This is a genomic window from Siccibacter turicensis LMG 23730 (assembly GCF_000463155.2).
Taxonomy (GTDB): Bacteria; Pseudomonadota; Gammaproteobacteria; order Enterobacterales; family Enterobacteriaceae; genus Siccibacter; species Siccibacter turicensis.
The window spans coordinates 278015-303967 of the sequence record NZ_AWFZ01000042.1 but is presented as its reverse complement, the minus strand read 5'-3'; the positions used below and the strand labels follow the sequence as shown (position 1 = coordinate 303967).

General features: G+C 61.2%; 22 protein-coding genes. 16 read left to right on the top strand and 6 right to left on the bottom strand.

Annotated elements, in window-relative coordinates; translation table 11 throughout:
- The first annotated feature begins 74 nt into the window (after nt 1–74).
- On the top strand, nt 75–1022 hold the full coding sequence (prs, locus tag DW58_RS13445; RefSeq protein ID WP_024549799.1) for a ribose-phosphate diphosphokinase: 948 nt from the start codon (nt 75–77) through the stop codon (nt 1020–1022).
- A 120-nt stretch (nt 1023–1142) separates the two neighbouring features.
- Complete coding sequence (gene dauA / locus DW58_RS13440; protein WP_024549798.1) at nt 1143–2819, top strand: C4-dicarboxylic acid transporter DauA; 1677 nt, start codon at nt 1143–1145, stop codon at nt 2817–2819.
- A 3-nt stretch (nt 2820–2822) separates the two neighbouring features.
- Here the strand turns inward: dauA and DW58_RS13435 are convergent, their stop codons facing one another.
- Both DW58_RS13435 and ychH read right to left on the bottom strand, forming a co-directional pair.
- Nucleotides 2823–3866, bottom strand: coding sequence for a MerR family transcriptional regulator (locus tag DW58_RS13435; protein ID WP_024549797.1), 1044 nt, complete (start codon nt 3864–3866; stop codon nt 2823–2825).
- Between the two features lie 117 nt (nt 3867–3983).
- The gene (ychH, locus tag DW58_RS13430) at nt 3984–4256 is read right to left on the bottom strand and encodes a stress-induced protein YchH (protein ID WP_024549796.1); all 273 of its coding nucleotides are present in this window, start codon (nt 4254–4256) and stop codon (nt 3984–3986) included.
- A 272-nt stretch (nt 4257–4528) separates the two neighbouring features.
- Here ychH and pth point away from each other — a divergent pair, with 272 nt between their 5' ends.
- Both pth and ychF read left to right on the top strand, forming a co-directional pair.
- Nucleotides 4529–5113, top strand: coding sequence for an aminoacyl-tRNA hydrolase (gene pth / locus DW58_RS13425; protein ID WP_024549795.1), 585 nt, complete (start codon nt 4529–4531; stop codon nt 5111–5113).
- Between the two features lie 137 nt (nt 5114–5250).
- Entirely contained in the window at nt 5251–6342 is a 1092-nt protein-coding gene (ychF, locus tag DW58_RS13420; protein ID WP_024549794.1) for a redox-regulated ATPase YchF, read from the top strand.
- Between the two features lie 139 nt (nt 6343–6481).
- Here ychF and tehA read toward each other — a convergent pair whose 3' ends face one another.
- Nucleotides 6482–7471, bottom strand: a complete 990-nt coding sequence (gene tehA, locus DW58_RS13415; RefSeq protein WP_024549793.1) for a dicarboxylate transporter/tellurite-resistance protein TehA — start codon at nt 7469–7471, stop codon at nt 6482–6484.
- Between the two features lie 220 nt (nt 7472–7691).
- On the opposite strand from tehA, the gene DW58_RS13410 reads away from it, so the two are divergent.
- The 3 genes from DW58_RS13410 to dsbG are packed head-to-tail and all read left to right on the top strand — an operon-like array spanning nt 7692 to nt 10828.
- Nucleotides 7692–8006 carry a hypothetical protein gene (locus DW58_RS13410; RefSeq protein WP_029696645.1) on the top strand — a complete coding sequence of 105 codons (315 nt, stop codon included), beginning with the start codon at nt 7692–7694 and terminating at the stop codon, nt 8004–8006.
- Nucleotides 8007–8054: 48 nt separating this feature from the next.
- On the top strand, nt 8055–10073 hold the full coding sequence (locus tag DW58_RS13405; protein WP_024549791.1) for a protein-disulfide reductase DsbD family protein: 2019 nt from the start codon (nt 8055–8057) through the stop codon (nt 10071–10073).
- A complete protein-coding gene (gene dsbG, locus DW58_RS13400; RefSeq protein ID WP_024549790.1) occupies nt 10073–10828 on the top strand; it encodes a thiol:disulfide interchange protein DsbG in 756 nt (251 codons plus the stop codon). Before DW58_RS13405 ends, dsbG begins: the two co-directional genes overlap by 1 nt.
- Before the next feature lie 39 nt (nt 10829–10867).
- Here the strand turns inward: dsbG and DW58_RS13395 are convergent, their stop codons facing one another.
- Nucleotides 10868–11698, bottom strand: coding sequence for an SDR family oxidoreductase (locus DW58_RS13395; RefSeq protein WP_196811675.1), 831 nt, complete (start codon nt 11696–11698; stop codon nt 10868–10870).
- 99 nt (nt 11699–11797) lie between these two features.
- Between DW58_RS13395 and DW58_RS13390 the strand changes: the two genes are divergently transcribed.
- The 8 genes from DW58_RS13390 to DW58_RS13355 all read left to right on the top strand — a co-directional run bounded on the left by DW58_RS13390 (nt 11798) and on the right by DW58_RS13355 (nt 23999).
- The gene (locus DW58_RS13390; protein ID WP_024562584.1) at nt 11798–12706 is read left to right on the top strand and encodes a LysR family transcriptional regulator; all 909 of its coding nucleotides are present in this window, start codon (nt 11798–11800) and stop codon (nt 12704–12706) included.
- A 186-nt stretch (nt 12707–12892) separates the two neighbouring features.
- Nucleotides 12893–14788 carry a beta-glucoside-specific PTS transporter subunit IIABC gene (locus DW58_RS13385; RefSeq protein ID WP_029593025.1) on the top strand — a complete coding sequence of 632 codons (1896 nt, stop codon included), beginning with the start codon at nt 12893–12895 and terminating at the stop codon, nt 14786–14788.
- A 173-nt stretch (nt 14789–14961) separates the two neighbouring features.
- Complete coding sequence (locus DW58_RS13380) at nt 14962–15972, top strand: LacI family DNA-binding transcriptional regulator (protein WP_024548977.1); 1011 nt, start codon at nt 14962–14964, stop codon at nt 15970–15972.
- 588 nt (nt 15973–16560) lie between these two features.
- On the top strand, nt 16561–17055 hold the full coding sequence (locus tag DW58_RS13375) for an SH3 domain-containing protein (protein ID WP_024548978.1): 495 nt from the start codon (nt 16561–16563) through the stop codon (nt 17053–17055).
- A 205-nt stretch (nt 17056–17260) separates the two neighbouring features.
- Complete coding sequence (locus DW58_RS13370) at nt 17261–18211, top strand: hypothetical protein (RefSeq protein WP_024548979.1); 951 nt, start codon at nt 17261–17263, stop codon at nt 18209–18211.
- Between the two features lie 39 nt (nt 18212–18250).
- Complete coding sequence (locus tag DW58_RS13365; RefSeq protein WP_024548980.1) at nt 18251–19627, top strand: serine/threonine protein kinase; 1377 nt, start codon at nt 18251–18253, stop codon at nt 19625–19627.
- A gap of 211 nt (nt 19628–19838) precedes the next feature.
- Nucleotides 19839–21638 carry an alpha,alpha-trehalase TreA gene (gene treA / locus DW58_RS13360; RefSeq protein WP_024548981.1) on the top strand — a complete coding sequence of 600 codons (1800 nt, stop codon included), beginning with the start codon at nt 19839–19841 and terminating at the stop codon, nt 21636–21638.
- Between the two features lie 237 nt (nt 21639–21875).
- A complete protein-coding gene (locus DW58_RS13355; RefSeq protein WP_024548982.1) occupies nt 21876–23999 on the top strand; it encodes a TonB-dependent siderophore receptor in 2124 nt (707 codons plus the stop codon).
- A gap of 52 nt (nt 24000–24051) precedes the next feature.
- Here DW58_RS13355 and DW58_RS13350 read toward each other — a convergent pair whose 3' ends face one another.
- Nucleotides 24052–24306, bottom strand: coding sequence for a GlsB/YeaQ/YmgE family stress response membrane protein (locus DW58_RS13350; RefSeq protein ID WP_024548983.1), 255 nt, complete (start codon nt 24304–24306; stop codon nt 24052–24054).
- A 221-nt stretch (nt 24307–24527) separates the two neighbouring features.
- On the opposite strand from DW58_RS13350, the gene ycgR reads away from it, so the two are divergent.
- Nucleotides 24528–25259 carry a flagellar brake protein YcgR gene (gene ycgR / locus DW58_RS13345; protein ID WP_024548984.1) on the top strand — a complete coding sequence of 244 codons (732 nt, stop codon included), beginning with the start codon at nt 24528–24530 and terminating at the stop codon, nt 25257–25259.
- Here the strand turns inward: ycgR and emtA are convergent, their stop codons facing one another.
- On the bottom strand, nt 25260–25871 hold the full coding sequence (gene emtA, locus DW58_RS13340) for a membrane-bound lytic murein transglycosylase EmtA (RefSeq protein WP_024548985.1): 612 nt from the start codon (nt 25869–25871) through the stop codon (nt 25260–25262). It lies immediately after the preceding gene.
- Nucleotides 25872–25953 lie beyond the last annotated feature (82 nt).

The window sequence follows — 25953 nt, the reverse complement described above, 5'->3', positions numbered from 1 at the left end:
ATGAAGCGTTACCCCGCTCGCGCATTTTACGGTAACCTTTGTCCACAACTGGACGCATGCCTGAGGTTCTTCTCGTGCCTGATATGAAGCTTTTTGCTGGTAACGCCACCCCGGAACTAGCACAACGTATTGCCAACCGCCTGTACACTTCACTTGGCGACGCTGCTGTCGGCCGTTTTAGCGACGGTGAAGTCAGCGTACAAATCAATGAAAATGTACGCGGTGGTGATATTTTCATCATCCAGTCAACCTGTGCTCCCACTAACGACAACTTAATGGAACTGGTTGTGATGGTTGATGCGCTGCGTCGCGCTTCCGCAGGCCGTATCACCGCTGTTATCCCCTACTTCGGCTATGCCCGTCAGGACCGCCGCGTGCGCTCCGCTCGTGTGCCAATCACCGCGAAAGTTGTCGCTGACTTCCTGTCCAGCGTCGGCGTTGACCGCGTACTGACCGTGGACCTGCACGCTGAGCAGATTCAGGGCTTCTTCGATGTACCGGTTGATAACGTCTTCGGCAGCCCGATCCTGCTGGAAGATATGCTTCAACAGAACCTCGACAACCCGATTGTCGTCTCCCCGGATATCGGCGGCGTGGTTCGCGCCCGTGCGATCGCCAAGCTGCTTAACGATACCGACATGGCTATCATCGACAAACGTCGCCCGCGTGCGAACGTTTCTCAGGTGATGCACATTATCGGTGACGTGGCAGGCCGCGACTGCGTGCTGGTTGACGACATGATCGATACCGGCGGCACCCTGTGCAAAGCCGCAGAGGCGCTGAAAGAACGCGGCGCGAAACGTGTATTTGCCTACGCGACGCACCCGATCTTCTCCGGCAATGCGGTGACCAACCTGCGTAATTCCGTTATCGACGAAGTGGTGGTCTGCGACACCATTCCGCTGGCGGCGGAAATCAAGGCGCTGCCGAACGTCCGCACCCTGACCCTGTCAGGCATGCTGGCCGAAGCAATCCGCCGTATCAGCAACGAAGAATCTATCTCAGCCATGTTCGAACATTAATCGGACTGCGCTTAAAGACCCGCTCCGGCGGGTTTTTTTATGATCCGTTGCTTTTGTATGATCTATGTTACCTTCATCTGTACCAGATGAAACAGATGATGCGCTCACGGATGATTTATAGTGAAACGTTCAACTTTCTCTCAGACACTGCCCTTTCGCGCCCTGATTGACGCCTGCTGGCGTGAAAAATATACCCTTTCCCGCCTGAGCCGCGACGCGGTCGCCGGTATCACGGTCGGCATTATTGCGATCCCCCTGGCAATGGCGCTGGCGATTGCCAGCGGCGTACCGCCCCAGTACGGCCTCTACACCGCCGCGGTAGCGGGCATCGTTATCGCATTAAGCGGCGGCTCGCGCTACAGCGTCTCCGGCCCGACCGCCGCGTTCGTGGTCATTCTCTACCCGGTGTCCCAGCAGTTTGGTCTGGCGGGTCTGCTGGTTGCGACCCTGATGTCCGGGGTATTTCTGGTGCTGTTCGGTCTGGCCCGCTTCGGGCGGCTTATCGAGTACATTCCGCTGCCGGTGACGCTGGGCTTTACCTCCGGGATCGGTATTACCATCGCCACCATGCAGATTAAGGATTTCTTCGGGCTGGAGCTGGCCCAGGTGCCGGAGCACTACCTGCCGAAAGTGGCGGCGCTGGTCGGCGCGCTGCCCACAGCCCACATGGGCGATGCGCTGGTCGGCATCGTGACGCTGGCGGTGCTGATCCTCTGGCCGCGTCTGGGCATTCGCCTGCCGGGACACCTTCCCGCGCTGCTGGCCGGATGCGGCGTGATGGCGCTGGTGATGCTCACCGGCAGCGAAGTCGCCACCATCGGTTCGCGTTTTCACTACCTTCTGGCTGACGGCAGCCAGGGGAACGGTATTCCGCAGCTGCTGCCGCAGTTTGCCCTGCCCTGGCACCTCTCCGGCCCGGCCTTCACCCTGAGCTGGGATAGCCTGACCGCCCTGCTGCCGGCGGCCTTTTCCATGGCGATGCTCGGCGCGATTGAGTCCCTGCTGTGCGCCGTTGTGCTCGACGGCATGACCGGCACGCGCCATAACGCGAACAGCGAACTGCTGGGCCAGGGGATCGGGAATATGGTGGCGCCGTTCTTCGGCGGCATTACCGCTACGGCCGCCATTGCCCGCTCGGCCGCCAACGTGCGCGCCGGGGCCACCTCGCCGGTATCAGCCCTGATCCACGCCCTGCTGGTGCTGCTGGCACTGCTGGCGCTGGCGCCGCTGCTCTCGTGGCTGCCGCTCTCGGCCATGGCAGCGCTGCTGCTGGTGGTGGCCTGGAACATGAGCGAGGCGCATAAAGTGGTGGCGCTGCTGCGTCGCGCGCCGAAGGACGACATCATCGTGATGCTGCTCTGCATGTCCCTGACGGTGCTGTTCGACATGGTGGTCGCCATCAGCGTCGGGATCGTGCTGGCCTCGCTGCTGTTTATGCGGCGCATCGCGCGGATGACCACCCTGGTGGCGCTGCCGGTTAGCGTAGAACCTGACGTTGCCGCGCTGCGCGTTACCGGGCCGCTGTTTTTCGCCGCGGCGGATCGCATCTTCAGTGAGCTGCTGGAGATGGCCCAGCAGAAGCGGGTAATTATCCTGCAGTGGGATGCGGTGCCGGTGCTTGACGCGGGCGGGCTGGATGCCTTTACCCGCGTGATTGAGAAGCTGCCGGCCGGGTGCGAATTGCGCATCTGCAACGTGGAGTTCCAGCCGCTGCGCACCCTGGCCCGGGCCGGTATTCAGCCGATTCCAGGCCGCCTGACGTTTTATCCTGATTTATCCCACGCCCTTGCGGCGTAACGGTTAACGCGATGCAGGCCCGTTCGCCTGCATCAGCGTACCGATGGCCTGCTGCAGCCAGGCCAGCATCGGCGCCGTCATCCAGGTGCCTTTGCTCAGATGAGGCTCCTCGGCCATCGCCTGACGAAACTTCATCTGTGTACGCGGATCGGTTCCCGCAAAGGAGCTGAACAGCGTGAGCCACGCCGCCGCGATGGCTTGCCCCTCTTCCCCCTGCGGCGATGCCTCGCTGCGTACCGCCTCGTTAAGCCTCGCCACCAGCGGCGGCCACTCCATCATGCGATCGAAATAGTGCGCGCGCGTCCAGGCAAACTCCTCCGGCGTAAGATAGCGCTGGTAGATTGCCAGCTTGCTTTCGGCAAAGGCCCGGGTAATGAAATCGAGGATCGCGGGCGTGATGCCGGTCTGGCGCTGCATCTCCGGTTCCGCATGGTGCATGGCATTGAGCCGGGTGAGAAACGCCGGATCGCCGGCGGTATCGCGCTCCAGCGTTTCCATCCAGCACGTCGCCAGCGCCTGGGCTTCCGGCGCCTCCGGGGCCACGTCGCGGGCCAGCAGATCCGTTGCCTCTGCGACAAGATCGCGCCACGCCTGCTGGCGGAGCGGATCCTGACGGGCAAACGGCAGTTGGGTCAGTTCATCGGGGGAAAACCATTTATCAAACATTGTCATCATCTCAAGTGTCGTGAGCCACGTCTGGAGATCGGGCTCATCCCCGGTTTGCAGTCCGCTTCGCAGCGTTGCCAGGCGCGCATGAAGCCGTTGCGCCTGGTCAATCTGCTCGCGCAGCATGGTCATCTGTCTGTCGATGACCTGCCCCAGGGAGAGCATGCCGCTCTCCAGCATCTCGCGCACCTCCGCCAGGCTTAATCCCATGCGCGTGAGCGCCTGAATGGCATACAGGCGCTGAACATCGCGCTGGCTGTATAACCGATAGCCCGCATCGCTGCGCGCAGAAGGCAGGAGCAAACCGATTTTTTCGTAGTGATGCAGGGTCCGCACCGTCACGCCTGCGTGCCTGGCCAGCTCCCCGGTCTGAAGTAACATCGGTCTCTCCTCTTCTGCTGCCCGCCACTCTGAAGCCTGACGTTACGTCAGGGTCAAGCATCTTACTAAAAAAAACGGCCCCCTGTCGGGAGCCGTTGTATCGGGCAGAATCTGAGGCTAGCTGTGATGCTGGTTGCGGCGGCAGCGTTTGTCATAGTGGCGTACCCACCAGTAGCGATCGCAGACCTGTTCATGTCCGCCGACGCGCGCGCCGGCCAGCCACAAAACGGCCCCGACGAAGATGCTAAGCACCGCGCCATGTGCGAAATACTGTGGCAGATCGAGCTGCGGCAGCTGGTTCAGGATGGAGTACCCAACACCCACTACCATTACCACCAGCCCTAACCCCATGAGAAAGTTACCGAGCAACGAAGCGTTTTTGCGTTTCATCTGTTACCTCCGGATCTTTCGTATGATGGAGAATATCCCCATTCGTGATGGGTAAAGTATAGGCAATGCGTATGGATACCCGATGCGGGATCGATCACATTTATTCACCGCCAACGGACAAAAGTTTACAAATAAGTTGATGAATTACATGATATTCGAATGATTCATGGCAGCAATTATTGGTTTATCCGGCCAAAAGTGTCGCGCGCTTTGTCATCCTGCCAGCCGCAAAGTACACTACGCGGCAAAATGCGTGGTTCAGGAAGAGAGTAATGACGATTAAGCTGATTGTTGGCCTTGCCAACCCGGGTGCCGAATACGCAGCCACCCGCCACAACGCCGGCGCCTGGTACGTGGACCTGCTGGCGGAGCGCCACCGCGCGCCGCTCAAAGAGGAGTCGAAATTTTTTGGCTACACCTCGCGCCTGACGCTGGCGGGCAACGACGTGCGCCTGCTGGTGCCAACCACCTTTATGAACCTGAGCGGCAAAGCCGTGGCGGCCATGGCCACGTTCTACCGCATCGCGCCGGATGAGATTCTGGTCGCCCATGACGAGCTCGACCTGCCACCGGGCGTGGCGAAGTTCAAACTCGGCGGCGGGCACGGCGGCCACAATGGCCTGAAAGATATCATCAGCAAGCTCGGCAATAACCCGAACTTTCACCGCCTGCGCATCGGGATTGGTCATCCGGGCGATAAAAACAAAGTCGTGGGCTTTGTGCTGGGTAAACCGCCGACCTCAGAGCAGACGCTTATTGATGACGCGGTAGACGAGGCGGCGCGCTGCACGGAAGTCTGGCTGGCTGACGGGCTCACCAAAGCCACTAACCGCCTGCACGCCTTTAAGGCACAGTAAGCGACTTTTCCCCTGCCGGGCCGGGATTTCCCCCCGTCCGGGCGAAGTTGCGTGTATAATAGCGGGCAAAGTCGTTATTTATATCGATGAGTTAACCCTAACTCTTTGATTAACAAGTTATTAAGGTGATGTAAACCATGGGATTTAAATGCGGTATCGTTGGCTTACCTAACGTGGGTAAATCTACCCTGTTCAACGCGCTCACCAAAGCAGGTATTGAAGCGGCGAACTTCCCGTTCTGTACCATTGAGCCGAACACCGGCGTGGTGCCGATGCCGGACCCGCGTCTGGATAAGCTGGCTGAAATCGTAAAACCGCAGCGTATCCTGCCGACCACGATGGAGTTCGTGGATATCGCGGGCCTGGTAAAAGGCGCCTCCAAAGGCGAAGGCCTGGGCAACCAGTTCCTGACCAATATCCGTGAGACCGAAGCGATCGGCCACGTGGTGCGCTGCTTTGAGAACGACAACATCATCCACGTGAACAACAAAGTCGATCCGGCTGAAGATATTGACGTTATCAATACCGAGCTGGCGCTCTCCGACCTCGACACCTGCGAGCGCGCGATTCATCGCGTGCAGAAGAAAGCCAAAGGCGGCGACAAAGACGCGAAAGCTGAACTGGCCGCGCTGGAAAAATGCCTGCCGCACCTGGAAAACGCCGGCATGCTGCGCGCCCTGCCGCTGACTGACGAAGACAAAGCGGCTATCCGCTACCTGAGCTTCCTGACGCTGAAGCCGACCATGTACATCGCTAACGTCAACGAAGACGGCTTCGAAAACAACCCGTATCTGGATCAGGTGCGTGAAATTGCCGCCAAAGAGGGTTCGGTGGTGGTCGCCGTGTGCGCCGCCGTAGAATCTGACATCGCCGAGCTGGACGATGCCGATCGCGACGAGTTTATGGCTGAGCTGGGCCTCGAAGAGCCAGGTCTGAACCGCGTGATCCGCGCCGGTTACGAGCTGCTGAACCTGCAAACCTACTTCACCGCCGGCGTGAAAGAAGTACGCGCCTGGACCATCCCGGTCGGCGCTACCGCTCCGCAGGCGGCCGGTAAGATCCATACCGACTTCGAAAAAGGCTTTATCCGCGCCCAAACCATCGCCTATGAAGATTTCATCACCTACAAAGGCGAACAGGGTGCCAAAGAAGCGGGCAAGATGCGCGCAGAAGGCAAAGACTACATCGTCAAAGATGGCGACGTGATGAACTTCCTGTTCAACGTCTAAGCACTCGCCTGGCTCACGGAATACCACAACGTCTTATCCCGGCTGACAAAACAAAAATCCACGCTCCGGCGTGGATTTTTTTTTGCTTCTCTACAGCGAGTAACAGACGCGTCAGGCTCGTTCTTTCAGGCCGTCGCCGTTACTCCTCTTTCTCCGGCAGCGCGGCCCACACCAGCAGTTTGCCTTGGACCAGCAGTATCGCCGTGCGCACCAGCAGGAAGGCGATAATCAGGTTGGTGAAGATGAACAGCGGTACCGCGATCGCCTGAAACAGGCCGGACGGGCTGGCGTGACCGAGATGTAAACCGGTGCTGGCCAGCGCCGAGACGCCAAACGAGAAGCTCCAGAACGAGGCGTTAAAGGGCTGGGCGAGATACCAGGGCATCAGACGCAGCATAAACAGCAGCTGGAGCAGGCCGTAGCCGAACAGCATTTTGGTGAACACGTCTGCCTGGCCGCCGTTGACCGCCAGCCAGGCGTTGCAGGCCACCAGCGCCGGGGCGAGCTGGATGCCGAGCGAGGTGCGCAGCGGCATCGCCAGCTCACCCGCGCTGCGCAGGCGGTGCAAAATAGCGGGTTCCAGGCTCAGCCATGAAAAAATCCCGGCGCCCAGAAACAGATACCCGGCATCGTGAAAGCCCAGCGCCCCGCAGGCCATGGCGCTGATAAAATTATTGGCGACGGTGGGAAGATAGAGGCCGGGCGTCGTGGCTTCCACCGGGTGCGTTCCGCGCCACAGGCCCGCCGACTGCCAGGCCGCGTAGCCAAGCTGCACCGTGACGCCAGTGCCAAACAGCACCAGCGCCGCCGGGCGATACCACGGCACCAGCCCCATCGCCACCAGCAGGGTGGTCGCCGGAAACAGGCTGATAAAGCTGCTCTGCACCGGGTGACGCAGCTCGCTCAGTACGGTGTGTGGAAAACGCAGCGTGCGGGTAATGAACGCGACGCTGAGCAGCGCCCAGATCGTCATCGCCAGCAGCACCAGCCCTTCGCCGATGTGTGGGCTGACCGGCCACAGGGTGCTGGCATAGCGCCAGGCAAACCCCATCCCGATAATCCCCAGCACCATGCCGTAATAGCCAGCCGGGAGGCTCAGAAATTTACGCGTCGTTGCTTTCTCATCCATCTCTGTTGTCTGCCTCTGGTTGATCGCGTACGTGCTGGCGCATCATGCCACTAAACCGGGGCGACCACTATGGCTATGCTTGCACTCCTTTACAAATCACGCCTTGCCCGATAGCGAGCCGCTCTCTATTCTCATGCCGATGAATCTCCTTGCCGGCACCGCCCATCAGAAACGACGACAGCTAAGAGCGCTCCTGCTTTTGGTCATCGCCTGCTGCGTGATGGTTATCTGTCTGACCCAGCGCGCATCGGTGCTGCATCAGATGCAGGTCAGAGCGGCGGCCTACACGGCGCAGGTTGCGGCCCCCGGCGGCGAGCAGACGCTGGCGCCGCCTTCGCTCTCGCCGTGCGAGCTGAGCGCCCACTCGGTGCTTGCCGCCCAGCCGTTGCACTTCGATACCGTTCTGCTGCTGCCCACGCTGCTGGTGCTGATGCTGGCCGCCCAGGTGATTATCCCGGTGCCTCAGCGCCCGGACGCCGTTCCCCGTCCTCCACTTCTGCGAATACACCTTACCAACTGCGTCTTCCGTGAATGATATCCCGGGCTTTACCCCGATCGATTAATCATTTACGGAGAAATAAACATGAGAATGCTGTTCAGGAGCCTTGGGTTCCTGTTGTTGAGCCTGTCCACCGCCTGCGCGGCGGCGCCCGGCTGGCTACCGCACGCCGCTGACGCCCATGCTCAGGTCACGGTGCGCAGCGATGCCCCGTCAGACGGCAAGGTGCGCCTGCTGCTCGACGTCACGCTGGATAAAGGCTGGAAAACCTACTGGCGCACCCCCGGCGACGGCGGGTTCCGGCCCACCATTGCCTGGGCTGATAACGCCGCCACCACGTGGCACTGGCCGCGTCCCACCCGCTTTGACGCAGCCGGTTTCACCTCGGTGGGCTACACCGATCGCGTCACCTTCCCGCTGGTGGTGACCACGTCTGCCACCGACCGACTGCAGGGTACGCTGACGCTCTCCACCTGCAGCAACCTGTGCGTGGTGAGCACCCTCCCGCTTGATGTGCCGCTCGGTGAGCAGGCCACCTCGGGCTTCGCCCAGGCCTGGTCAACGGCCATGGCCCTGGTGCCGTCCACCAACGGCAGGATCGCTGTCACCGATGCCGTCGCCGACGGCGGCACCCTCACCCTGACCGCCACCTCGCCGGACGGCTGGCAGCAGGCTGGACTGTTTTTCGACAATCCGCCCGGCGTGACGCTCTCGGAACCGCGGCTCAACGTCGAAGGTAACCAACTCACGGCGCGCCTGAGCGCCGCGGATGCGCACGGCGAGCCGGTTCGTGCCGCCGGATTGCCGCCGCTCTCGTTGGTGGCGTTCGACGGCGTGAACAGCCAGCAGCTCAGCGTGGCGATTGGCTCTCCCCGCGCCTTCTGGCAGACGGTAGCCATCGCGCTGGTTGGGGGGCTTATCCTCAACCTGATGCCGTGCGTACTCCCGGTGATGGGGATGAAGCTTGCCTCGCTGATGACGCTGGCCGGTAGCAGCCGTCGCCAGACCCGGCTGCGTTTTCTCGCTACCGCCGCCGGGATGCTGTTCTCCTTTATGGTGCTGGCGGGGGTGATGAGCGGCCTGCGGCTGTCAGGGGCCTGGATTGGCTGGGGCATTCAGTTCCAGCATCCGTGGTTCCTCGCCGGAATGGCCATCGTGACCTGGCTGTTCTGCTTCAGTCTCGCCGGCATGTTAACCCTGCGCCTGCCGTCGGGCCTGACCACCCGGCTGGCGACCGCCGGAGGCGCCGGGATGGGCGGCAGCTTTCTGGAGGGGGCCTTCGCCACGCTGCTGGCCACGCCCTGCACCGCGCCGTTTCTCGGTACCGCCGTGGCCGTGGCCCTGGCGGCTCCGCTGCCCGAGCTGTGGGCTATCTTTATCGCACTGGGAATGGGCATGAGCCTGCCGTGGCTGCTGGTGAGCCTGTTCCCCGGCGTGGCGCGAGTGATGCCGAAGCCGGGGCCGTGGATGGGCAGGCTGCGCGCCGGGCTGGTGGCGCTGATGCTGGGCTCCAGCATCTGGCTGATGTCGCTGCTGGTGCCGGACTGGGGCGCCCGGCCGGTGCTGATCGTCGGCGGCGCGATGGTGGCGTTTTTCCTTTACCGCTGTGCGGCACGCCTGCCGCGCCATCGGGAGAACCTGCGTAATCTGGCGTTCGCCGTCGTCTTTGGTGCCGGACTCTATGCGTTTCTGGCCCCCGCCCCGGCCGGGCGCACCAGCGCCCCGCTCGCCTGGCAACCCCTGAGCCAGTCCGCGCTTGATGATGCCCTGAAGGCGAATAAGCGAGTGCTGGTGGATGTCACCGCCGACTGGTGCCTGAACTGCCGGGTCAACGAGCTGCTGGTGCTTCACCGGCCTGAGGTGGTCGACGCCCTGACGAAGCCGGACATCGTGTTGTTACAGGGTAACTGGAGCCGGCCTTCGGTGGAGATTGAACGCTTTCTCAGCCGCTACGGCGCCAGCGGCATCCCGTTTAACGCCGTGTTTGGCCCGGCATCGTCCACGCCCGCGGTGATGTCGCCGCTGCTGAATAAAGACCACTTGCTGACTGCCCTGGAGCGCGCCGCGCCGCGTTCCCCCTCACAAATTGATAAGGAAAAATGATGAAAAAGAGGCTTCTGACCGCCGCCCTGCTGATCAGCCTGTCGGCGCACGCTGACACCGCGTCGCTCCCCGACCCCATCAGGCAGATGGAAAAACAGGGCGTTGAGATTGTAAAACCCTTCACCGCGCCGGACGGCAGCCAGGGGTGGCTGGGAAAATATCAGGATACCGGCGTTACCATGTACCTTACCCCGGACAAAAAGCATGTTATTTCAGGGTATATGTATGACGCCCAGGGCAATAACCTGAGTGAGAAGATCATCAATGATGAGATCTATCTCCCGGCGGGCCGCCAGATGTGGCAGCAGCTCGTCAGCGCCCCGGGGATTAAAGAGGGCAGCGACGATGCGGCCTGTAAGGTCGTGGTATTCGCCGATCCGTTCTGCCCGTACTGCAACAAATTCTGGGAGCAGGCGCAGCCGTACATTAAGGAGAAGAAGATCGTCACCACCACCCTGCTGGTTGGCGTGATTCGCCCGGACAGCGGGCAGTATGCCGCCGCCATCCTCGCCGCCGACGACCCGCGTCAGGTGTGGCACGACCTGGAATCCTCAAAAGGCAAGGTGAAACCGGCGCTCAACGATAAAACCCCGCGCGCGGTCTTTACGCAGATCCAGCGCAACCAGCAGCTGATGGAAGCGCTCGGCGCCAACGGCACCCCGGCAATCTATTACCTGAATAAGGATCGCGCCCTACAGCAGATTATCGGGCTGCCAAACCCCGAGCAGATGAAGAATCTGGTCGCCTGCCAGTAAGCCGTAAACGAAAAATCCACGCCGCGGCGTGGATTTTTTTTACTCTGCGTCAGCATCGGCGCCAGCGGCGGTTTGCTCAAGTGGTATCAGGGCCTCCAGCCGCTGGTGCAGCGCGTCCCGGATGTGATGCCAGGCGGTGCTGCCAAGCGGCAGCCGCAGCGGCGGATGCGCCATGTCACAGAACGCGATGGCGGTGCTTACCGTGCGGGTGGCGTCACCTTTAATGGTGAATGCCCCGGAGGCCAGCGCCCGCCGCATCTCCCCGGAGGCGGTAGCCTGATAGGCCGCAAGCGGTGGTGCCTGATCCAGCCCGTGGGCAAACTGCGTGCCGGTCGGCCCCGGCTCGGCCAGCATAAAATCAATCCCGAACGCCGACACCTCCTGCGCCACCGCCTCGATAAAGCCCTCGATGCCCCACTTTGAGGCGTGATAGAGGCTGAAGTTGGGATAAGCGATCTGCCCGCCTTCAGAGGAGATCTGCACGATGCGCCCTCCACCCTGACGGCGTAAAAACGGCAGCACGGCGCGGATCAGCTGGATGGAGCCGGTAAGGTTAGTAGCCAGCTGACGGGAAATCTGCGCGTCCGTCAGCTCTTCCGCCGCGCCGAACAGGCCGTACCCGGCATTGCTCACCACCACGTCAATGCGCGCTTCGCCGGCAAACGCCTGCGCTACCGCCGCCCTTACCGCCTCGCTGTCGGTGACGTCCATATAAAGCACCTGCAGCCTGTCGCCATAGCGCTGGTGCAGATCGTCCAGCGGCCCGGCTTTACGCAGCGTGGCCACCACGCTGTCACCACGCTGCAACAGCTGCTGGCAAAACTCACGCCCCAGGCCCGATGATGCGCCGGTAATAAACCATTTTTTCATTATGCTCTCCCGTGGGTTGTTGACATACCCAGCCTGCCACGGGATTACTGTTCAGATAATACCCATCAAATGCGATGTATTACTGGCGAAAAATCACTAATGAAACGACCCTCCTGGAACGATACCCTGATGTTCATTACCGTTGCCGAGCACCGCAGCTTCCGACGCGCCGCCGACCTGCTGGGCATGAAGCCCTCCACGCTGAGCCACGCGATAAAAGGGCTGGAAGCGCAGCTGCAGGTCCGCCTGTTCCAGCGCACCACCCGCAGCGTGTCCCTGACCGACGCGGGGCAGCATCTCTACCAGCGCCTGGTGCCGCTGGTGCGGGACATGGACGATGCGCTGGAAAGCGTGACCGCCATGGGCCAGACGCCCGGCGGCACGCTGCGCATCAACGGCAGCGATGCCGCTATTCGCCTGCTGATGCACCACGTAATACCGGACTTTACCCGTCAGTATCCGCGGATTGCCCTGGATCTGACCCTCGATAATGCCCTGAGCGACGTGGTTAAACAGGGGTTTGATGCGGGCATCCGGCTGTACGAAGACATTCCGCAGGATATGGTGGCCGTCAGGCTCAGCGGCGCGATACGGTTTCTCACTCTCGCCTCGCCGGCCTATCTGGCCGAGTCCGCGCCGCTCACCGTTCCCCAGGATTTGCTCCAGCACCGCTGCATCCGGCAGCGTCTGCCGGGTGGAAAGCGCTATGCCTGGGAGTTCGCCCGGGATGACGCAGCCTTTTCGCTGGATGTTCCCGGGGCGCTGACCCTCAACAGCAGCCAGCTGATGGTGGAAGCAGCCTGCGCCGGGATGGGGATCGTTTATGTGCCGGATATGTATGCCCGTGAAGCGCTGGCGCAGGGGCGGCTGGTCAGCGTGCTGGACGCGTGGCACGTCGCCTCCCGCGGTCTCTATCTCTATTTCCCGCACAACCGCCATCTCTCTCACAGCATGACGTTGTTCATCGAGACCGTGCGTCGTGCCGCCGCGTTTATCCCGCAGGAATAAGCGTAACCGGGCGCGATGTGACCGCCCGTTTTACCGCCGTCGATCCCGCGCCCGGGATCGCTCATCTGTGATTCAGCCCACACTCCGCCATGAAACCGGTTGCACAGAATATATCCGTTGCTAGCATGAAACCGGTTTCACACTCAACGTCACACAACCGATAACTAAAACCAGAGGGTAAACAACATGGCCGTTATCAGGGATTACAATAAGTTAGCGAGTGATATTCTGCGGGAGGTCGGCGGCGAGGCGAATATTACCAGCTTCACGCGCTGCGCCACTCGCCTGCGGCTGGTGCTGAACGAAACGCCCGCCGGAGCCAAAAGCGCGGTGCAGAGTTTGCCGGGCGTTATCGCCGTGGTGGAAAGCGGCGGCCAGTTTCAGGTGGTGATTGGCACCCACGTTGCCGACGTTCACGCCGCCCTCGCCGCGCAGCTTGGCGATGAGCACACCGGTACGCCGGGCAAACAGAAGACCCGCTGGTTCGATGCGGTGATTGCCACCATGTCGGCGGTGTTCGCGCCTATCGTCTATATCCTGGCCGCGGCGGGGATCCTGCAGGGGATCCTGATCGTGGTCGGCCTGATTGATGCGGGGGTAAAAACCTCCGGGGCCTACAGCATCCTGAACTTCATGTCCTGGACGCCATTTGCCTTCCTGCCGGCGTTTATCGCCATCACCGCGGCGCGCCACTTCAAGTGCAACCCCTTTATCGCCCTGCTGTGCTGCTGTGCGCTGATCAACCCCGAGTGGACGGCAATGGCGGGCCGCATCGCTAACGGAGAAAGCATCAACTTCCTGTTCTTCCCGCTCTCGGAAACCGTCTACACCTCATCGGTGCTGCCGCCGCTGTTCCTGGTCTGGGCGCTGTCGTGGCTGGAGAAGCGCGTTGAGCGCTTGCTGCCGGACGTGATCAGCCCGCTGTTCACCCCTCTGGTGTGCTTCGTGATCATCGTTCCGCTGACGCTTATCGTTATCGGCCCGGTGACCAACTGGGTGGCGCTGACCATTGCCGGGGGCTACAACACGCTGTTCGAGACGGCTCCCCCGCTGGCGGCGGCGCTGATCGGCGGCATCTGGCAGATTGTGGTGATTTTCGGGGTTCACTGGGGGATCACGCCGGTCATCATGGCTAACTTCGATACCCAGGGGTACGACTCCTTCCAGGCCTACCAGACCATTGCGGTGATCGGGCAGATGGCGGCGGTGTTTGGCGTGTTCCTGAAAACCCGCAACCGCGAGCTGAAAACCACCTCGCTCTCCGCCGGGGTCACGGCCATCTTCGGCATCACCGAGCCAGCAATCTACGGTGTGACGCTGCGCTTTAAGAAGCCGTTTATCTGCGGCTGCATCGGGGGTGCCATCGGTGCCGTGGTCGCGAGCCTGTTTGGGTCGCTCTACTATGCTTACGCGGCCCTGCCCGGCCTGTTTACCCTGGTTAACGCCATCAGTCCTGACGCGCCGATGTCGTTTATTGGCGAGCTGGTGGGCAGCGCCACCGCCATCGTCCTGACCATTGTGATGGTGCAGTTTATCGGCTTCGAGGATCCGGTTAACGAGGAGACGCTGACCGAGCCAGACACCGCCCCGACCAGCGGCGATACCACCGCAACGCCTGCCCCGGCCGGTGCAGCCCTGAGTCTGCTGAGCCCGCTGAGTGGCGACGTGATTGCCCTGCATAGGGTTAACGACGAGGCTTTTGCCGGAAAAGTGCTGGGGGACGGCATTGCCATTCGCCCCACCGAAGGGCGGGTCGTGGCCCCCTGCGATGCGCGGGTGGAGACGATGATTGATTCCCACCATGCCATCGGCCTGTCGTGCGCCAACGGTGCGGAGCTGCTGATCCACGTCGGCCTCAATACCGTTGCGCTCAAAGGGCAGCACTTCCGCCCGCTGGTCAAAGAGGGTGACTGGGTGCGCGCCGGCACGCCGCTGCTGGAGTTCGACCAGGCGGCTATTGAGCAGGCCGGGTACGATCTCACCACGCCGGTACTGGTGGTCAACAGCGACGAATTCCAGCTCACCACCCATCAGGCCTCCGGGGCGATTCGTCAGCAGATGCCGCTGATGAGCCTCGCCTGATCCCTCACGCATACTGCGACCGGCAGCGCCCGACTCTGCGGCGCTGCCAGCACATTTGCGATCCGCCCCGCCTGCATTATCATGTCCTGCGGCATACTGGCCGCAGGAATAATCAGACCCTGATGCATGCGCCCCGCCGCCTGCCATGATGAGTCACTGTCACCGAGGATGTTATGGTTACGATACTGGATGTCGCCAGAAGGGCTGGCGTGTCGAAAGCAACGGTTTCCCGGGCCCTCAACGGGAAAGTGTTCGTCAGTGACGACGTCAGGGCGCGCATTGATAAAGCCATCGAAGAAACCGGGTATCGCCCTAACCTGCTGGCCCGCAAGCTGGCGACCCGGGAATCCAACTCCGTGGGGCTGGTCATCACCAACCGCCTCTACAACGGTCCGTTTTTTTCGGCCATGATCTACCAGGCCGCCACCCTCAGCGAAGCCCACCAGCGGCAGCTGATCCTCGCCGACGGCAAAAACAGCAGCCAGCACGAGCGTGATGCAATTACCTTCCTGATGCAGCTGCGCTGCGACGCCATCATGATTTACCCCAAGTACCTGAGCGTTGAGGAGCTGGACGCGATCATCGACCAGAGCAGCGTGCCGGTGGTGGCGATTAACCGCGAGCTGAAGCGCCATCGCGCGCGCTCGGTGTTTGTCGATCACCATGCGTGCAGCGTGCAGATGACCCGCTACCTGCTTGAACAGGGGCATCGGCGCATTGCGTTTATTACCGGTGCGCCGGGTTCGCCGACCGGCGAACGTCGTCTTGCCGGGTATCTGGATGCCCAGGCCGGGGCGGGCATCACGCCGGATGCGGCGCTGGTGGTGCCCGGAAGCTGGACCACCGAGAGCGGCTACGAGGCCGGACGCGCCCTGCTGGCTGCCGGTATCCCGTTTACCTGCGTGCTGGCCGCCAATGACGATATGGCCATCGGTGCCGCAAAAGCCTTCAGCGAAGCCGGGCTGCGTCTGCCGGATGAGGTGTCGCTGGCCGGTTTCGATGATTCGATCATTGGCCGCTATGCAACTCCGGCCCTGACCACCATGCACATTCCAATGGATGAGATGATTGGCGATGCGGTGCAGATCCTGCTCTCGCCCGAGGATCGGTCGGCAACGCCTCGCCCGCCCTATGCCGGCACGCTGATAATTCGTGAATCTGTGGCACCGCCGCGTCAAGGGTGAGGTTGCCGGGTATCAGTATCCGTTATTTGAGAAGCCATGCTTAACTGTTGCGCAAGAAACTTATCCCGTTTGCGCAGTTATATATTTAAATAATGAATGTTTAACGGGCCCGCAGCGGGATGACCTCCGGGCCGATTCCCGGCGTTTCATTTGAAGACCCGTGCCCTCCTTATCCCAGCCGTAAATATTTTATTGGCTGACCGCTGGCCCTCTTGCCGATCCGCGTCTAAAATATCGTTTCAATTACAAGACGTTAAGATTGACTGCCGCGCTGCGTTCGCCGGCTTCACGGCACGCCTCCGCCGTCAGGGTAACGCCGCGGCCCTGGCGCCGCATTTTCGGGCGTCACGGTGCGCCGAATTTAATCGCCTGCGGGCGTTATTACGGCATTGAATTGTCAATCAGGCTATGTAAAATCACGGCTAACTTACTTTACTCATGCGATAACGTGTTGGCTCACCGGGTCAGGATGCTCCCTTACTCGCGCCCGCGAACACCGCCTGGGCTTCTCCCGCGACGTGGCTATTATTGCGCTGTCTCTCCGCGCACCGCAGCCGGGTTTACACCATCTATTCAGGGACAGTCACGATGAAATTGCGTAACCTATTAGCACTCCTTATTGTTGCCAGCGTGGTGGGGTGTAAGGCGCCGCCGCCGAAGATGACCGATGATACGCTGGTCACCAGTGAGGTAAACGGCGTGACCCTGACCCACCGCTACGCCGTCAGCGCCCCGACCGAATTTACCCCGGTCGATGCCAGCTACCGTGCGCTCTATCCGGGCTACATCATGAGTAAACCGGATTTTGGCGGGAAGGTAATCTCGCAGCTTGAGAGCGGCGGAACCTACACCGTGCTGGGCCAGGTGGAACACAACTGGCTGGCGGTAGCGGAGCAGGATAAGGATCAGCTGATTGGCTATGTGCCGCTGCGCGCGCTGGTGAAAAGCGAGCTCTACGCCCAGACGCTGAAAAGCGATCGCCCGCGTCCGAAACGTGCGGCGAAGAAATCCACCTGCGTCTCTATCGACAGCGCCAGCAAAGCCTGTCAGAACGCCAACAGCGGAACCTGGATCATCGACTAAGGCGCATTCGCGCCTTTCCTGCCGGGCGCTGCGCTGGCATCAGCACAGATTATGGAGCAAGTCCATAAGAAATAGCCCTGGAAATAAAGCGTGAAAATCGGTAAAACAAGCAGTTATCGCACCGCGCTCCGGCGTCATTCCCGGCGGTGCTCAGGGCTGTAATACCGCGTTTTCGCATCATTTATTCTGGCTAAGAAGGATTTTTATGAAAGTCTGGCTTTCGGGTCTGGCGTTGCTCCTGGCATCCTCCAGCGTCTGGGCAGGGAATTATCGCATCGTGCAATCTCCCTCGCAGAAGCTGGATGTCTGGATAGACAACATCAGCGATAACACTCCGCAAAGCTGGTGCAATGCCGACCTGCCGCTGCGTATCGTTGCTAACGGCGAAAAAGATCCCTCGATCCTCAACACCTTTATGCCCCGCCTGGGCGCCCTGCTGGAGAGCCAGTGCGCAAAACTGCAGCTGGTGAACTGGCGGCTGGACGATCCCCAGGGCAGCGTGCTGGCGAACGGCACCGCCACCAAAGCCAGCGAGTGGCAGATCACCATTGCCCCTGGCCCGGCGCTGAATGCCAACGCCAGCGAGCGCGCGCAGGACCTCTCTCCCCTCGCCGACCGCACCCCGTGGCTGGAGTTTACCCTGAAGGACGGCTGCCACCTGCGCACCTTCTGGCAGGGCGACGCCAACACCTCAGCGCTGTTCATTCCCAACGGCAAGTGTGAAAAAGGCGGCTGGCTGAACGGACGCAGTGAAGTGGTACAGCGTGGCGCGCACGGTGAAAAGCGTATGGAGATGACCTTTGTGCACGGTTTCCCGGTGATTGGTCTGCACCGCGACGCCAACGCCGATACCCTGCTTATCACCACGCTCAACAATGAACGCATGGTGGTCAGCAACGAGCACGCCCCGCAGAGCTGGATGATCCTGCCCTACGACGCCCAGCTGAACGGCTGGAAAACCACCGGCACCATTGCCGTCGAGGTGTCGCGTGAGATGGCGCTGGACGAACCGCGTTTGCAGGCGCGCCTCAACGAGGTGCGGAAGTTCTGGTCTGGCTGGCTTGAGCCGAACATCACCATTACCCTGCTGCTGATTGATTCTCTGCACCCGCAGCTGCGCGATCCCGCGGTGGGTGCCTGGCGCGCGCAGAAATAACCCTGAACCCTGGTACTATCGAGCAGAGATCTTTTCACCATGACAAATAACGATGTAACCCCACGTATTCCTGATGCTCTGCCGCCTGGATATCAGTTCGATGAGTTCGACATTCAGGAAGTGGTGGATTCAAGCAACGAGGGGCTGGTGTATCGGGCCTGGGACCGGCAGCTGGAGCGGCAGATCGCCATCCGGGAATACATGCCGCGGGCGCTGACCGTGCGCAACGATGATATGTCCCTGGTGCTGCGCAGCAAGCAGGATAACGCGGCCTTTACCGCCGGGCTGAACGCCTTTATTCAGGAAGCGCGCCTGGTGGCGCAGTTCAACCACCCGAATCTGATTCAGGTGCTGCGCTTCTGGGTGCGCAACGAAACCGCCTATACCGCGACGCTGTTCTATACCGGCGTGACGCTGGCCGAGCTGCACCAGCAGCAGCCGGAGCTTATCGACGAGGCGTGGATCCGCCGGATGCTGCCGATGGTCTGCGGTGCGCTGGATGCGCTGCACAAAGGCGACTACATCCATCGCGACATCACCCTGAAAAGCATCCAGATTCAGGAAAACGGCATTCCGCTGCTGCTCAACTCCGGGGCGCTGCGCCGCAGCGTTAACGGCATCGGGGATAACAGCAAAAGCCTGCTGCACCCCGGCTTCGCGCCGCTGGAGCAGTACACCGACGATCTGGAGAACCAGATTGGCCCCTGGACCGACATCTATGCCCTCGGGGCGGTGCTTTATACCCTGATCACCGGCACCTGCCCGCCGGCGAGCGTCACCCGCAGCATTCAGGACACCTGCAAGCCGCTGAGCGAGCTGCAGCCGGAGGGGTACTCTCCCGCGCTGCTGAACGCCGTGGATCGCGCGCTGGCGCTGAAGCCGGAAGATCGCCCGCAGTCCATCGAAGCCTTCGCCGCGCTGGCGGATATTTCGCTCAGCGAGACCGGCAGCGTGCCGGGCGCTACCCAGCCGGGCACCATGCTGGTTCCGGTTGAAGAGGAAGAGACCGCACCCGTGACGCAGCCGCTCTGGCTGCGCTACCGCACGCCGTTGCAGATTGCTGCCGGGGTCGTGGTGGGGGTGATTGCCGGGGCGCTGCTGTTCAGCGGCCACAGCGATCCCCAGCCGCCGGTTGCCGCTACCCAGAGCGCCGCGCCTGCGCCCTCTCAGCCTGCGCCCACGCTGGTGATGAGCGATGAAGACCGCAGCGCCCGGGTCTACATCCGCATGTACGAAGGCGAGCAGCTTGATGTGAACGGCAAAACGCAAAAAGTAGTGCCCGCTGCCAACGGTTACGGCTTCCTGGCCCTTGCGCCGGGCGAGTACCGCATCGACCTGCGCAGCCGCAGCGGCGTGCGCAGCACGAAACTCGCGGTGGAAACGCCAGGCACCTGGCTGCTCAATCCTCAGCCATAATCCGCCTCGCCAGCGCTGCCCCTTCGGTCGGCGCTGGATTCCCCTCTCCTTTCCGTCTCCCCCTTTCTGCGCTCCCCGGCGCAAAGAATGCGAACCACCCGGACAAAAACGTGCGGCTTTTCCCCGCCTCGGGAAAATTCAGCTAAGGTTTTCATTGGGTTGATCGCAATCGTAGTGGGTTCGGCTACCCACCCGAAAAGGAGATTTATTAATGACTACACCAGTTCTGCGTCGTTCCACGTCGTTGCTGTTTGCTGTGCAACTGGCATTAGGTGGCGCGTTCTTTATGCTCTCTGCACCGCCAACGTTTGCCGAGGAAGCCCAGGCGCAAACACAGCCGCAGCCCCCGGATGTGCTGCTCGGGCCGCTGTTTACCGACGTGCAGAGCGCAAAGCTCTTCCCGGATCAGAAAACCTTTGCCGACGCGGTACCGAAAAGCGATCCGCTGATGATCCTCGCCGATTACCGGATGCAGCGTAACCAGTCCGGCTTCGACCTGCGCCACTTCGTGGACGTGAATTTCACGCTGCCCGCGAAGGGCGAACAGTATGTCCCACCGAAAGGCCAAAACCTGCGTGAACACATCGAGGGCCTGTGGCCGGTACTGACGCGCACCACCGACAGCGCGGGCAAATGGGATTCGCTGCTGCCGTTGCCGAAGCCCTACGTGGTGCCGGGCGGGCGTTTCCGTGAGGTCTATTACTGGGACAGCTATTTCACCATGCTGGGCCTGGCCGAAAGCGACCGCTGGGACACTGTCGAAGATATGGTAACCAACTTCGGCCACCAGATTGATGCCTGGGGCCATATCCCTAACGGCAACCGCAGCTACTACCTGAGCCGCTCCCAGCCGCCGTTCTTCTCGTTTATGGTGGAGCTGTTGGCAACCCACGATAAAGACGCACTCAAAACCTGGCTGCCGCAGCTTAAAAAAGAGTACGCCTACTGGATGGAGGGCAGCGACGGTCTGGCGCCGGGCGAAGCCCATAAGCGGGTGGTCAAGCTCAAAGACGGCTCGGTGCTTAACCGCTACTGGGACGATCGCGACACCCCGCGCACCGAGTCCTGGCTTGACGATGTGACCACCGCGAAGAACAACCCGGATCGTCCGGCCACGGAGATTTATCGCGATCTGCGCGCCGGGGCTGCGTCTGGCTGGGACTTCAGTTCACGCTGGATGGATAACCCGCAGCAGCTCGGCTCCATTCATACCACCAGCATCGTGCCGGTGGATCTCAACGCCCTGCTCTATCAGCTGGAGAAAACCCTCGCCAGCGCCAGCACCGCCGCAGGCGACGCCGCCGGTGCGGAACGCTACAGCGCCTTAGCCAACGACCGCCAGCGGGCGATGGAAGCGAACCTGTGGAACGATAAGCGCGGCTGGTACGCCGATTACGATCTGCGTAAAAACGCGGTGCGCGACCAGCTGACCGCCGCCGCGCTCTATCCGCTGTACGTGAAAGCCGCGGCCCGGGATCGGGCGGAGAAAGTGGCAGCCGCCACCCGCGCGCAGCTGTTGAAAGCCGGCGGGCTGGCCACCACTACGGTTTCTACCGGCCAGCAGTGGGACGCGCCGAACGGCTGGGCGCCGCTGCAGTGGGTTGCCACCGAAGGGCTGAACAACTACGGGCAGAAAGCGCTGGCCATGGACATCATCTGGCGCTTCCTGACCAACGTTCAGCACACCTACGACCGCGAGCACAAGCTGGTTGAGAAGTACGACATCAGCTCCACCGGTACCGGCGGTGGTGGCGGGGAGTACCCGCTGCAGGATGGCTTCGGCTGGACCAACGGCGTGACGCTGAAAATGCTCGATCTGCTGTGCGGTAAAGAGAAGCCGTGCGACGAGGTGCCTACCACTCGTCCGGGCAGCAGCGAGACGCAGCCGGCCAGCACACCGGCCCCACAGCCTGCACAAACGTCAGCGCAGCCTCAGGCGCCGCAGCCTGCCCGGCAACCGGCGCAGCCTCAGGCCCAACCGGAAACGGCGGCGCCGGCAACCGCAGAGTAAGCCCCACACCTGCTACCATTTTTGGTAGCAGGTTTTTTCCTCCCCGCCTCGCTCCCGCTTACTCGCCCGGCCTCTCCCGCCCATTCACCTGTCTTTTCAAGGGAATTGCCCCGTCGGTATCCTGCGTTTACCACTTGAAACCTACAAACAATAACGATAATAATTCGCATTACTTTTTAGGCCGCGCGCTTCGCTTTTTCACCGGCCTGTTTCACACGTTGATTGATGGACAACACTATGACGATGGCTTTTCGCGTAAAACGCTCTGCGCTGCTGTGCGCGCTGGCGCTCACCTCCTCCACGCTGCTCGCCGCTGAAGATACCGTGGTGGTAACAGCCGCCCCGGCGGAGACCGCCACTTCCACCACGCAGGGCTACCGGGTCACCACCAGCACCGGCGCCACCAAAACCGACCAGCCGCTGATCACCACCGCCCAGTCGGTCTCGGTGGTGACGCGACAGCAGATGGAAGATCAGGGAGCGAGCAACATCAGTGAAGCCCTGAGCTATACCCCTGGCGTGTTCAGCAATATCGGCGGGGGCGCCACGCGCTTTGACGCCATCGGCCTGCGTGGTTTCCACGGCGGCGACGTGGACAATATCTTCCTCGACGGCATGCGCCTGATGAGCGATGGCGGCAGCCATAACATTCTGCAGATCGACCCCTGGTTTATTGAGCGCGTGGACATCATTAAAGGGCCCTCCTCCTCGCTCTACGGCCAGACCATTCCCGGCGGGCTGGTGAACCTCACCTCGAAGCGGCCGCAGTTCCGCTCCGAAGGCCATTTCCGCCTCTCCGCGGGAACGCAGAACACCAAAGTCGGGGCGTTTGACTATACCGATGCGATCAACGACCAGTGGGCGTTTCGCCTGACCGGCATTACCCGCAATACCGATACCCAGTACGACAACACCCGCGAGGAGCGCTACGCCATCTCCCCGTCGCTGCTCTGGCAGCCGGACGATGACACCAGCCTGCTGCTGCGCGCCTATCTGCAAAAGGACCCCTCCGGCGGCTATCACGGTTCGGCACCGATCGAGGGCTCGCTGTATGCCCACAACGGGAAAAAGCTGCACAACGACTACAACGAAGGCGATCGGCTGGATGGCTATCAGCGTCGCGAGCAGCTCTACAGCGTTGAGTTCAACCACCGCTTCGACGACGTGTGGTCGGTACACTCCAGCGGCAGCTACACCCACAGCAATGCCAACCTGAATCAGGTCTACCAGACCGGCTGGGATGGCGACAGCGATCGGCTGAAACGCGGCTACGTGGGTTCTCAGGATTCGCTTGACGCCTGGTCCACCGATAACCGCCTGCAGGCTGATTTCGCCACCGGCGAGCTGAAGCATACCGTAACGCTGGGGGCGGAGTACCACCGCTACCGCAACGATATTTTCAGCACCGCAGGCAGTGCCGCGCCGCTGAATCCGTTTACCGGTGAAACCGCGCAGACCGGGCATGTCATCACCGATGCCTATACCAACGACAACAACCGTCGCTACTACCAGGCCGGGGCGTACCTGCAGGACGATATGGAGTGGAACCGCTGGCACGTGGCGCTCTCGGGCCGCTACGACCGCGTGGTGGCGAAGCAGGTCAGCAATACCTTTAACACCACCTATCGCCGTTCGGACGATAAGGTCAGCGGCCGCGCGTCGGTGCTCTACGCCTTTGAAAACGGGCTGTCGCCTTACCTGAGCTACAGTCAGGCGCTGACGCCGTCGATCCTGCCGAGCGCCACCGGGGAACTGTTGCCGCCGAGCACCGCCGAGCAGTATGAAGCGGGCCTGAAGTATCAGCCGGTCGGCACCTCGGATATGTACAGCATCGCGGTGTTCGATCTCACCCAGAAAGATGTCTCCCAGCGCGACGAGAACGTCGAGCCGGCCACCTACTATGCCGCCGGAGACGTCCACTCCCAGGGCGTGGAGCTGGAGGCGCGTAACCAGCTAACGCCGCGTCTGAGCACCCTTGCGGGCTATACCTGGAATCGGGTGAAGTTTGAGGATTCGCTGGGCGGGAAAGACGGCAATACCCCGCTGCTGTCGCCGGACCAGATCGCCTCGTTCTGGGCGCACTATCAGTTTGATTACGGCATCAGCGCCGGGGCCGGGGTGCGCTACATTGGCAAGCAGTGGGCAGACGATCAGAACACCCACCGCATCGGGTCCGTCACGCTGGTGGATGCGATGGTGAAAGCGGATCTGGGGGCATGGAACAGCGCGATGAAAGGCGCGTTTGTACAGCTGACCGCCAACAACCTTGGCAATCGGGAGTACGTGTCAGGCTGCTACACCACCAACTGCTACTGGGGCGCGGAGCGCTCGGTGGTGGCGACGGTGGGATACGATTTCTGATTGCAGAATGCAAAAACGGCCCCTCAGGGCCGTTTTTTTATTGCCGTTGCGCTTAGTTACGACGCAGCAGCCTGAACACCGCCAGCACCACAATGGCACCCACAACCGCGACCATAAAGCTGCCCAGGTTGAAGCCGGTGACATCGCCACCGATGCCGAAGAACGTAGCGAGCCAGCCGCCAACCACCGCACCGACGATACCAAGAATGATGGTCAGAATGAAGCCACCGCCATCGCGGCCAGGCATGATGAATTTAGCAATGATGCCCGCGATAAGGCCAAAAATAATCCACGCCAGGATACCCATGTGTTACGTCCTCTTTTGTTGTTAATCCAGAGGCGACGTCAGGCCGTTCCCTGAGGTCGCCGTGAAATAAGTATAGGCAAGGAATTGAAAAAGGTGAGGAATATCACGAATTGATATTAAGTGTGGCTACAAAAAAGTTAAGCAGTTTAGTTTATGTTTTGGCGGGCGCTGCCGATAACAGCCCCTGATACTCTTTTTTCATTCCGGCGAGGCTTTCTGGTGTGAGCAATTATAATGAGCAGTTTCTGAAACAACATCCTCTGGCCGTGCTGGGGGTGCTGCGCGATCTGCAAAAACAGCAGGTGCCGGTGCGCATCTCCTGGAGCGGCGGACAGCTTATCAGCCGCATCCTTGATGCCAGCAACGAGCGCCTGGTGCTGGACTTTGGCAGTCAGGGCTGGGAAAACCAGAGCGTGCAGCGCGCGGAACACATCGAGCTGGGAGCCGAAACCGAAGGCGCGAAGGTGGAGTTCGCCCTGCCAGGGCTGACCGCCGATGAGTATCAGGGGCTGCCGGCGTTTGTCACTCCGCTGCCAACCGCGCTGTGGTTTGTTCAGCGCCGGGAGTTTTTCCGCATCAGCGCGCCGGTGCAGCCCGCCTGCCACTGTACGGCGATGATGCCGGACGGCAGTCCGCTGCGCTTTCGCTTATCCGATATCTCGGTAGGCGGCATGGGTGCGCTGGCAGAGGGTCAGCTACCGGAAACCCTCAGCGAGGGCATGATGTTCCCGCACTGCGAGGTGGATCTGATTGAGTGGGGGAAATATCACTTTGATATGCAGCTCGTCACAATCTCGAACCGCACCTTTGTGGACAGCAAGAATCACACCGTCAGCACGCCCCGCCTGAGCTTCCGCTTTCTTAACGTTAACCCGTCGACGGAGCGTGAACTGCAACGCATTATCTTCTCGCTGGAACGGGCCGCCCACGAAAAGGCAAGCCGCGTTCGCTGATCACATCGCCGCCATCGCCTGCTGCACTTTCCACAGATAGCGCGGCGCCTGAGGCGATGGATGCTTGTCCACCACGTGCTGATAAAACTCCTGCGGGCTGAGATCGTTGATCTCCTCAATGGCCGCTTTGCGGTCGGAGGAGAAGGTCCGCAGCAGCGCCCCGGCGCCGTTGACGTAGGAAACGACCAGCGCGTACTGCATGGTCTGCGGATCCTCAATGCCGGCAAGAATGCCGTGCTCAAGAATACTCAGATAGGCCGTACCGATGTCGATATTCCGCTGCGGATCTTTCAGCTCGCTGGTGGAGGGCTGTCCGCGCCACCCGAGATGGCGATAGACCTCTTTCCCGGCGGTGGAGGCTTTAATCTGCATCAGCCCTACCGCGTTCGAAGCGCTGACCAGCTCCGGTTTGCCGCCTGACTCCACGGCGATAATGGCGGTAATCAGACGCGGGCTGACGCCGTACTGCGCGCCGGACTGTTCGCTGAACGGCATCCACTGCAACGCCCGGCTGGTTGGCGCCTGCGCCTGCCAGGGCACGCTGTTGTAGTCAGGCTTGCTGCTGCACCCTGCCAGAAACAACGCCAGAATAATCAATCCTCTTAACTTCACAGCACACTTCCTCATCGCGTTAAACAAACAGGCCCGCACAACATAAAGCGGATGACCGCTTCGCCGCAAGCGCACGCGTTCT

Coding starts and splice junctions, on each gene's coding strand:
- DW58_RS13435 (WP_024549797.1), bottom strand. CDS start 3,866: ATGTTACTTCAGACCGGGGAGCTGGCCAGGCACGCAGGCGTGACGGTG.
- ychH (WP_024549796.1), bottom strand. CDS start 4,256: ATGAAACGCAAAAACGCTTCGTTGCTCGGTAACTTTCTCATGGGGTTA.
- pth (WP_024549795.1), top strand. CDS start 4,529: ATGACGATTAAGCTGATTGTTGGCCTTGCCAACCCGGGTGCCGAATAC.
- ychF (WP_024549794.1), top strand. CDS start 5,251: ATGGGATTTAAATGCGGTATCGTTGGCTTACCTAACGTGGGTAAATCT.
- tehA (WP_024549793.1), bottom strand. CDS start 7,471: ATGGATGAGAAAGCAACGACGCGTAAATTTCTGAGCCTCCCGGCTGGC.
- DW58_RS13410 (WP_029696645.1), top strand. CDS start 7,692: ATGGTTATCTGTCTGACCCAGCGCGCATCGGTGCTGCATCAGATGCAG.
- DW58_RS13405 (WP_024549791.1), top strand. CDS start 8,055: ATGAGAATGCTGTTCAGGAGCCTTGGGTTCCTGTTGTTGAGCCTGTCC.
- dsbG (WP_024549790.1), top strand. CDS start 10,073: ATGAAAAAGAGGCTTCTGACCGCCGCCCTGCTGATCAGCCTGTCGGCG.
- DW58_RS13395 (WP_196811675.1), bottom strand. CDS start 11,698: ATGAAAAAATGGTTTATTACCGGCGCATCATCGGGCCTGGGGCGTGAG.
- DW58_RS13390 (WP_024562584.1), top strand. CDS start 11,798: ATGAAACGACCCTCCTGGAACGATACCCTGATGTTCATTACCGTTGCC.
- DW58_RS13385 (WP_029593025.1), top strand. CDS start 12,893: ATGGCCGTTATCAGGGATTACAATAAGTTAGCGAGTGATATTCTGCGG.
- DW58_RS13380 (WP_024548977.1), top strand. CDS start 14,962: ATGGTTACGATACTGGATGTCGCCAGAAGGGCTGGCGTGTCGAAAGCA.
- DW58_RS13375 (WP_024548978.1), top strand. CDS start 16,561: ATGAAATTGCGTAACCTATTAGCACTCCTTATTGTTGCCAGCGTGGTG.
- DW58_RS13370 (WP_024548979.1), top strand. CDS start 17,261: ATGAAAGTCTGGCTTTCGGGTCTGGCGTTGCTCCTGGCATCCTCCAGC.
- DW58_RS13365 (WP_024548980.1), top strand. CDS start 18,251: ATGACAAATAACGATGTAACCCCACGTATTCCTGATGCTCTGCCGCCT.
- treA (WP_024548981.1), top strand. CDS start 19,839: ATGACTACACCAGTTCTGCGTCGTTCCACGTCGTTGCTGTTTGCTGTG.
- DW58_RS13355 (WP_024548982.1), top strand. CDS start 21,876: ATGACGATGGCTTTTCGCGTAAAACGCTCTGCGCTGCTGTGCGCGCTG.
- DW58_RS13350 (WP_024548983.1), bottom strand. CDS start 24,306: ATGGGTATCCTGGCGTGGATTATTTTTGGCCTTATCGCGGGCATCATT.